Origin of the sequence: Rhodoferax sp. (assembly GCF_039922535.1) — a bacterium.
In the GTDB taxonomy this organism is placed as follows: Bacteria; Pseudomonadota; Gammaproteobacteria; order Burkholderiales; family Burkholderiaceae_C; genus Rhodoferax_B.
This window is the reverse complement of sequence record NZ_JBDTEM010000346.1, coordinates 1-7,921: the sequence shown is the minus strand read 5'-3', so window position 1 is coordinate 7,921 and position 7,921 is coordinate 1. Positions and strand designations below refer to the sequence as shown.

At 62.5% G+C, this 7,921-nt stretch carries 5 protein-coding genes and 1 pseudogene; 5 read left to right on the top strand and 1 reads right to left on the bottom strand.

Annotated elements, in window-relative coordinates; all coding sequences use genetic code 11:
• From ABI213_RS16385 to ABI213_RS16370, 4 genes are all read left to right on the top strand, one after another.
• Positions 1–273: hypothetical protein (locus ABI213_RS16385; RefSeq protein WP_348027881.1), on the top strand; the 273-nt coding region annotated here is incomplete at its 5' end.
• 77 nt (positions 274–350) lie between these two features.
• Positions 351–1,583 carry a TolC family protein gene (locus ABI213_RS16380; RefSeq protein WP_348007056.1) on the top strand — a complete coding sequence of 411 codons (1,233 nt, stop codon included), beginning with the start codon at positions 351–353 and terminating at the stop codon, positions 1,581–1,583.
• Positions 1,580–3,058 carry an efflux RND transporter periplasmic adaptor subunit gene (locus ABI213_RS16375; RefSeq protein WP_348007057.1) on the top strand — a complete coding sequence of 493 codons (1,479 nt, stop codon included), beginning with the start codon at positions 1,580–1,582 and terminating at the stop codon, positions 3,056–3,058. The genes ABI213_RS16380 and ABI213_RS16375 overlap by 4 nt, the downstream gene beginning before the upstream one ends.
• The gene (locus ABI213_RS16370) at positions 3,055–6,219 is read left to right on the top strand and encodes an efflux RND transporter permease subunit (protein WP_348027879.1); all 3,165 of its coding nucleotides are present in this window, start codon (positions 3,055–3,057) and stop codon (positions 6,217–6,219) included. Before ABI213_RS16375 ends, ABI213_RS16370 begins: the two co-directional genes overlap by 4 nt.
• A gap of 283 nt (positions 6,220–6,502) precedes the next feature.
• Here ABI213_RS16370 and ABI213_RS16365 read toward each other — a convergent pair.
• Positions 6,503–6,835 (bottom strand): annotated as a pseudogene (locus ABI213_RS16365) (LysR substrate-binding domain-containing protein); the annotation flags it as partial.
• Here ABI213_RS16365 and ABI213_RS16360 point away from each other — a divergent pair.
• Positions 6,804–7,568 carry an MFS transporter gene (locus ABI213_RS16360; protein ID WP_348027877.1) on the top strand — a complete coding sequence of 255 codons (765 nt, stop codon included), beginning with the start codon at positions 6,804–6,806 and terminating at the stop codon, positions 7,566–7,568. The pseudogene ABI213_RS16365 and the gene ABI213_RS16360 overlap by 32 nt on opposite strands.
• Positions 7,569–7,921 lie beyond the last annotated feature (353 nt).

Genomic DNA, 7,921 nt, shown 5'->3' with positions numbered 1-7,921 from the left:
GCAGCCATGGTGGAAACCATGGCGGCGGGCGAACCCTGCGAAGGTATGGACATGGCCCAGCCTGCGCTGTGCCACCAGTTCAAGGTGAATGCGCCGCAATCGGTCGAACAGGCAAAGGTGGCAACACCCACACTGCCGGCCATCATCCAGGTGCTCGTGGTACCTGCGGTATTGGATGCAGCCAGCACCGCAGCATTGACGGTACAGGCCAGCACCGAAACCCGGCCGCCGCCAGACCCTATCTTCCTGTCCACACTCCGACTTCGGGTCTGACACCTCCGTGAACTAACAGGCGCTGGCGCAGCTTTTCTGCGCGCCAGCAAACATCCTCGTTCGTTTTCGGAGTTCCTATGCCTCTGTTTTTTTGGCGTGCTGCCGCTTGGGCTGCAGCAATGGTGCCGTGCCTTGTCGCAGCGGCCCCCCTTTCCCTTGACGATGCCATCGCGCTGGCGGTGCAACGTTCAGAAGCGTCCCGTTCGGCCCAGTCCGGCGTGGACAGCGCCAAACACATGGCGCTGGCGGCGGGCCAGCTTCCTGACCCCAGTTTGCGCGTCGGTATCGACAACCTACCTGTCACGGGGCCTGACCGGTTCCACACCGACCGCGACTTCATGACGATGAAGCGTATCGGTATCAGCCAGGAATGGCTCTCCTCCGGGAAGCGCGCCACGCGCCAAGCGGCTGCCGAGGCCGCCGTCGCCCGCGAAACCATCCAGGTGCAAACCGCGCAGGCAGACACCCGCCTGCAAACGGCACTGGCTTATGTGGATGCCTACTTTGCCAGCGAGTCGCTGAAGCTGAGCACCTTGATGGAACACCACGCCCATGAGGAATTGGAGGCAGCCCGTGCCCGGCTGTCGTCTTCTACCGGTAACAGCCAGGAAGTTCTGTTCCTGAGCAGCGCCAGCGGAATGGCGGCAGACGACACGGCGGAGGTGTTGCAACAGCAAAGCAGCGCCAAGCTCGCCTTGCAACGCTGGACTGGTGTCGCAAGCGATGATTTACAGATGATTGGCAAGTTGCCGTGGCCATCTGAAGCAGACTATGTGGCGGCCGCCCCTGCTGTCGCGGCGCTACGGCGGGATGTAGAAGTCGCTCGCCAAACGGCTACCGTCACAGCCACTAACCGCCAAGCGAACTGGACCTGGGAAGTGTCCTACGCCCAGCGCACAGGCTATTCGGACATGGTGTCGGTAGGTGTCACCATTCCTTTGCAGCTTGCCCCCGCGCAGCGCCAGGACCAGGAGACCGCCGCCAAATGGGCCCTGTTTAACAAGACTGAAGCCGACCTGGCAGAAGCCACTCGCAATGCTGCCGTCGAATACCGCAGCCTGGCCAGTGATACCCAGAGGCTGCAAGAGCGCATCGACCGCTACCGCTCCACCGTAGCACTACCTGCCGGCCAACGCATAGTTGCGGCAACGGCGGCCTACGGCTCCAACCAAGGCAGCCTCGTCACCTTGTTCGAAGCCCGACACGCCGAAGTGGACGCCCAACGCAAGCTGCTGGCATTGCAGCGGGATTTAACGAGAGCCCAGGCTCAACTGCTCTACAAGCCAGTCAGCCAGGGAGACGCACCATGACAACCCGCCACACCACACTTATCGCCCTGCTAGGTATCGCATTGGCAGCCGGTGGGTTCTTTGCAGGCCGCCGGATGGCATCCACCCCCATGGCATCTGCAGCCGAGGCCATGGCTTCCAGCAATGGCAAGGTTTTGTACTGGCATGACCCCATGGTGCCCGCCCAACGTTTCGATAAGCCAGGAAAATCCCCCTTCATGGATATGCAACTCGTGCCGGTGTACGCGCAGGATGCGGGCGACACCACCGGTGTGACCGTCAGTGCCGCCGTGCAGCAAAACCTGGGCATCCGGGTTGTCACGGTGCACCGAGCGGATCTACCTTTCACCTTCGATGCGCTAGGCACCGTGCAGTTTGACGAACGTTTGGACGTTGCAGTTCAAACGCGGGTTGCCGGGTACGTAGAGCATTTGGCAGTGCGGGCGCCGATGGAACGGGTACGCAAAGGCCAAGCACTGGCCACGGTGTTTGCTCCTGAATGGCTGGGGCCACAAAACGAATTGCTCGCGCTCAAGCGTAGCAATGTCTCGCCAGACTTGGTAGCCGCTGCGCGTGATCGGATGCGTGCCCTGTCGATTCCAGCCGAACTGGTGCGGCGCAGTGAAGAAGCCGGAACAGCGCAAGCGCGCTTCACCGTTACCGCACCTGCCAGCGGTGTGGTGGCCGAGCTGGGCATCCGGGAAGGCGCTGCGGTGACGCCCGGCATGACGATGTTCCGCATCGCCGGGCTAGAGAAAGTGTGGGCCGTGGCCGAAATACCGGAGGCACAAGCGCTGCGCCTCAGCCGAGGACAAAAGGTCGCGGCCACCCTCCAGGCCGATGCCTCGCAAACCTTTAGCGGGGCGCTGCAAGAAATCCTGCCCGAAGTCAATGCGGCCACGCGCACGCTCAAGGCCCGTTTCGAGGTGGACAACCGGGCTGGGAAGCTGACGCCAGGCATGCTCCTCAGCCTGCAAGTGGCGGGCCCCAAGACGACCAGCCTGGTGCTGCCGTCCGAGGCCGTGATTCGCACCGGCAAACGGGTGATGGTGATGGTCCGCAAGGACAACGGGACGTTCGAGCCACGTGCGGTGTCGGTAGGCCGGGATGTGGGTGAAGAGACAGAAATCCTGCAAGGACTCAGCGAAGGGGAACAGGTGGTGGCCAGCGGCCAGTTCCTCATCGACTCCGAGGCCAGCCTGCGCTCTGTGGTGGGCAGCATGGCGGTACCGGCCTCTGCGCCTGCCATGACCCCCGCAGTCCATGTGGGCGAGGGCAAGGTCGAAAGCGTCACTGCCGAAGCCGTCACGATTTCGCACGGCCCTATTACGTCTCTTCAATGGCCGTCCATGACCATGGGCTTTGGCAAACCAGACCCCCACGCCTTTGCGGACGTCAAGCCCGGCGACAGAGTGCGCTTTGAATTCAAGGAAGGCGGCCCCTCTGGCTACGCCTTGGTCAAGGTGCAGCCGGTGCCCGCTGGAGCCAAGCCATGATTGCGGCCCTGATTCGCTGGTCGGTTGGCAACCGCTTTCTGGTGCTGATGGCAACAGCTTTTGTGGTGACGCTGGGTCTGTGGTCGGTTTCCAAAACCAGTCTGGATGCCTTACCAGACCTGTCGGATGTGCAAGTCATCATCCGCACACCTTATCCGGGCAAGGCCCCGCAGGTGGTGGAAGACCTGGTGACCTATCCGCTGACCACCACGATGCTGAGCGTGCCGGGCGCCAAGACGGTCCGGGGTTACTCGTTCTTTGGCGATTCCTTCGTCTACGTACTTTTTGATGACAAGACCGACCCATACTGGGCTCGCTCCCGGGTGGTGGAATACCTGAACCAGGTGCAAAGCAAGCTGCCTGCCGGCGCCAACGCGTCCCTGGGGCCGGATGCCACCGGAGTCGGTTGGGTGTTTGAGTACGCATTGGTGGACCGAACCGGCCAGCGGGATATCGGTCAGCTGCGGGCCTTGAACGACTGGTTCCTGAAGTTCGAACTCAAAACCGTACCGGACGTAGCCGAGGTGGCCAGCATCGGAGGCATGGTGCGGCAGTACCAGGTGGTGCTCGACCCGAACCGCATGCGGGCGCTAGGCGTCACCCAAAGCATGGTGGTGACCGGGTTGCAAAAGGCCAACCAGGCCGCGGGCGGTTCCGTGGTGGAGCTGGCCGAGGCCGAGTACATGGTGCGCTCGCGGGGCTACCTGCAGTCGCTAGACGACTTCCGCAGCATTCCGCTGGCCGTGTCCGGTACCACCCCCGTGCTGTTGCGCGACGTAGCCACGGTGCAAATCGGCCCAGAGATGCGCCGCGGCATTGCCGAGCTGGATGGCGAGGGTGAGGTCGCTGGGGGCGTGGTCGTGATGCGCTCCGGCAAGAATGCCCGCAGCACCATTGAAGCCGTCAAGGCCAAGCTGGAGGCGCTCAAGCCGGGCCTGCCTGCGGGGGTGGAGGTGGTACCCACCTATGACCGGTCTTTGCTGATTGACCGGGCGGTCGACAATCTGCAAACCAAGCTGCTGGAAGAATTCTTGGTGGTGGCGCTGGTCTGCGCCATCTTCCTGTTCCATCTGCGCTCGGCGCTGGTGGCGGTGGTGGCACTGCCCATCGGAATACTGGCCGCCTTCAGCGTCATGCACTGGCAAGGCGTCAACGCCAACATCATGTCCTTGGGTGGCATCGCCATCAGCATTGGCGCCATGGTGGACGGTGCCATCGTGATGGTGGAAAACGTGCACAAGCACCTGGAGGCATTTGAAGCCCAGCACGGGCGCATGCCGAACCCAGCCGAACGCTGGCAGTTGGTCGCAGCGGCATCGGTCGAAGTGGGACCCGCCTTGTTCTTCTCGTTGCTGGTGATTGCGCTGTCTTTTGTGCCCGTGTTTTCTCTGGAAGCCCAGGAGGGGCGTTTGTTCTCGCCCCTGGCATTTACCAAGACCTATGCCATGGCCGCTGCTGCGGGCTTGTCGGTGACCTTGGTACCGGTGTTGATGGGCTACCTCATCCGCGGCCACATACCGCATGAAGCCGCCAACCCGGTGAACCGCTTTCTGATGGCCGCATACCGGCCCGCACTGGAAGCGGTGCTGCGCTTCCCGAAAGCAACGCTGGCCATTGCCGCAGTGCTGCTGGCGCTCACGGCCATTCCGGTGCTGCGTCTGGGGGGTGAGTTCATGCCGGCGCTGGATGAAGGCGACCTGCTCTATATGCCATCGGCACTGCCTGGCCTGTCCGTTTCCAAAGCCGCCACACTGCTGCAGCAGACCGACCGGCTCATCAAGACCGTGCCCGAAGTAGCCCACGTATTCGGTAAGGCCGGACGTGCGGACACAGCGACCGACCCGGCGCCGCTGGAGATGTTCGAGACCACCATCCAGTTCAAGCCGCGTGCGCAATGGCGTGCTGGCATGACGCCGGACAAACTGGTGGAAGAACTGGACCGGGCCGTCAAAGTGCCGGGCCTGACCAATGTCTGGGTACCCCCCATCCGCAACCGTATCGACATGCTGGCCACCGGCATCAAGAGTCCGGTCGGCATCAAGGTGGCCGGCACCGACCTTGCCACTATCGACCGGCTGACCACGCAAATGGAAGCCGCTGTGAAGAATGTGCCCGGCGTCTCGTCCGCGTTGGCCGAGCGGCTCACCGGGGGGCGCTACATTGATGTCGAGGTAGACCGCCTGGCAGCGGCGCGCTATGGATTGTCCGTCGCGGATGTACAAGCCGTGGTGGCTACGGCCATCGGCGGCGACAACGTCGGTGAGGTCATCCAGGGCCGCGAGCGCTATCCCATCAACGTGCGCTACCCCCGGGAGGTACGCGACTCGCTGGAGCGCCTACGCGCGCTGCCCTTCGTGACGGACAAGGGTGCCCAGCTGCTGCTGCAGGACGTTGCCAAAATCAGCATCGCGGAAGGCCCGCCCATGCTGCGCAGTGAGAATGCCCGCCTGTCCGGTTGGGTCTATGTGGACGTACGAGAGCGAGACCTGCGCTCGGTGGTGCACGACATGCAGGACGCGGTCGCCAAGACCATCGTCTTGCCTGCAGGCTATGCCGTGTCGTGGTCCGGTCAGTTTGAATACCTGGAGCGCGCGACAGAGCGACTCAAGCTGGTCATCCCGGTGACCTTGGCGGTCATTTTTGTACTGCTGTACCTGCTGTTTACTTCGTTCACGGATGCCGCACTGGTGATGGCAGCGGTGCCGTTTTCTCTCATCGGCGGGTTCTGGCTGGTATGGGCACTGGGGCATTCCGTGTCGGTGGCTACGGCAGTTGGCTTCATTGCGCTGGCTGGCGTAGCGGCCGAGTTTGGCGTGGTGATGCTGGTCTACCTCAAAAACGCACTGGCCCGCCGTCTCGAAGCAGGTGAGCCGATGGATGACACGACCTTGCTGGCAGCCATCCGCGAAGGTGCGGTGCTGCGCGTACGCCCCAAGGCCATGACGGTGGCGGTGGTGATGGCTGGTCTGCTGCCCATTCTGTGGGGCAGTGGCACCGGCTCGGAGGTGATGACGCGGATTGCCGCCCCCATGGTCGGCGGCATGGTGACCGCACCTTTGCTGAGCATGCTCGTCATGCCCGCCGCCTGGTACCTGTTGCACCGAAGGCGTTCAGCCCAGCCGAAGCTGAAACAGGGCCTTGTTCCCCAGCGGGCGGCATGAGCTGTCGGCCTCTTGCATCCATTTTTAGTAGGTCCGCCTTCAATGCCGACATGGTGAAGGGCAAGGCCAGCATCACCCCGATGGAAGTTCTGCATTGAGGGCTATATAAGAACGTGTTCAAGGTCAATTTGGATAAAAATAGATATTTTTTATAGCACCCTGCGCAGATAGTACCTGCGCCAGCGGTCAATTAGGTTGCTAAAAAATAGCTATAAATCCATAGCATTGCACCCTTAAAAATGTGCCCGCCAGCGCGGTGCGCCGCATCCCGCAAGGGCGGGATTTAACGCGCCTGGGCTTCCTTCAGCGCATCAATCACCAGCCGAACCGCAAGTGACGATTGCCGGCGGCTGGGGAAGTAGGCGTGGTGACCGGTAAAGGTCGGAAACCAATCCTCCATCACCCACACAAGGCGGCCCGCACGCACTTCGGCATCGGCCAGCGCCTTGGGCACGTAGGCCAGGCCAAAGCCCTGCAGCGCGGCAGCCAGCATCTGGTAGGCATTGTTGAAGACCAGCTGCCCACTGACCCGCACGTCGATACTTCGCCCGCCATTCTGGAGCTCCCACGGCAGCGGCGAATCCATGGTGGGCAAGCGCAGGTTGATGCAGTTGTGTCCGCAATGGCTGGGATGGCGCGCGATGTTCGGTGTCGCAGCGGTACTGGCCGTCGGCTTGGGCGTGCTCATCGCGGTGTTTGTGCCCAGGCTGGAGCGCAAGACCTCAACGCGGTACGCAGCGCTGTTGGCTTCGATGTGGCAGCTGTTCATGCGGCACAAGCCGCTGCGGCTTGCCAGCGCCATCCAAGCCTGCGTGTTCGCCGTTTTCAGCGCGTTCTGGTCGGTGTTGGCATTGCATCTGGCGCGCCCGCCATTCGGGCTAGGAGCCGCCGCTGCCGGTGCATTTGGCCTGGTGGGCCTGGTCGGCGTGCTAGCCGCCAACCTGGGGGGCCGGGTGATTGACCGCGTGGGACCACAGAGCAGCTTGCGGGTCGGGCTGGTCTGCTGTGTGTTGGCGTTTGGGGTGCTGGGCCTGGACGGTTCTATGCGCGGCCTGGTGGTGGGTGTCGTCTTGCTGGACTTCGGCTTGTCCGTGGCGAATGTGGCTAACCAATCCATGGTCATGGTCATGGTCATGGGCCTGGAGCCAGACGCCAGAAGCCGCATCAATACGGTGTTCGTGACTTCCATCTTTCTGGGCGGCGCACTGGGCTCTGCAGCGGCCAGTGCAGCGTGGGCCCATGGCGGCTGGCCGGACGTGTGCGTGCTGGGTCTGGCGGTTGCGATCCTGGCACTGGGCATCCATCTCGTCGCAAAGCCAGATTGGGGACCTGCTGCGTCTGCGAGGTAGTTCGACCTCCGCGGATCTGCCTGCACCGCCGACCAGAAAAAATAGATCTTTTTCTATAGCACCCTGCGCAGGTAGCAATTGCGCCAGCGGCCCATTCAGGCACTAGAAAAATCCCACAAATCTATAGCAAGCTTGCCACCGCCAGCCGAGTCAAAAAGCCACCGCAACAATGGCCGCGCACGCCCCTGCAAAAACCAGATATGGATAGAAGAATTACGTGCTTCGCTGGCGGCAGGCCAGGGCTAGACTGCGCCTCCCTCCACTGCCACCGTCTGCTTCCATGCCACAACCGTCGCCCGCCCGTAGCCACCGTCTTCACCAGACTGCAGCCGCCCTCGTCGCCATGAGCTTTG

Bases quoted from the DNA above. Each gene is read 5' to 3' on its own strand.
- ABI213_RS16380 (WP_348007056.1), top strand. From the start codon at position 351: ATGCCTCTGTTTTTTTGGCGTGCTGCCGCTTGGGCTGCAGCAATGGTG.
- ABI213_RS16375 (WP_348007057.1), top strand. From the start codon at position 1,580: ATGACAACCCGCCACACCACACTTATCGCCCTGCTAGGTATCGCATTG.
- ABI213_RS16370 (WP_348027879.1), top strand. From the start codon at position 3,055: ATGATTGCGGCCCTGATTCGCTGGTCGGTTGGCAACCGCTTTCTGGTG.
- ABI213_RS16360 (WP_348027877.1), top strand. From the start codon at position 6,804: ATGGTGGGCAAGCGCAGGTTGATGCAGTTGTGTCCGCAATGGCTGGGA.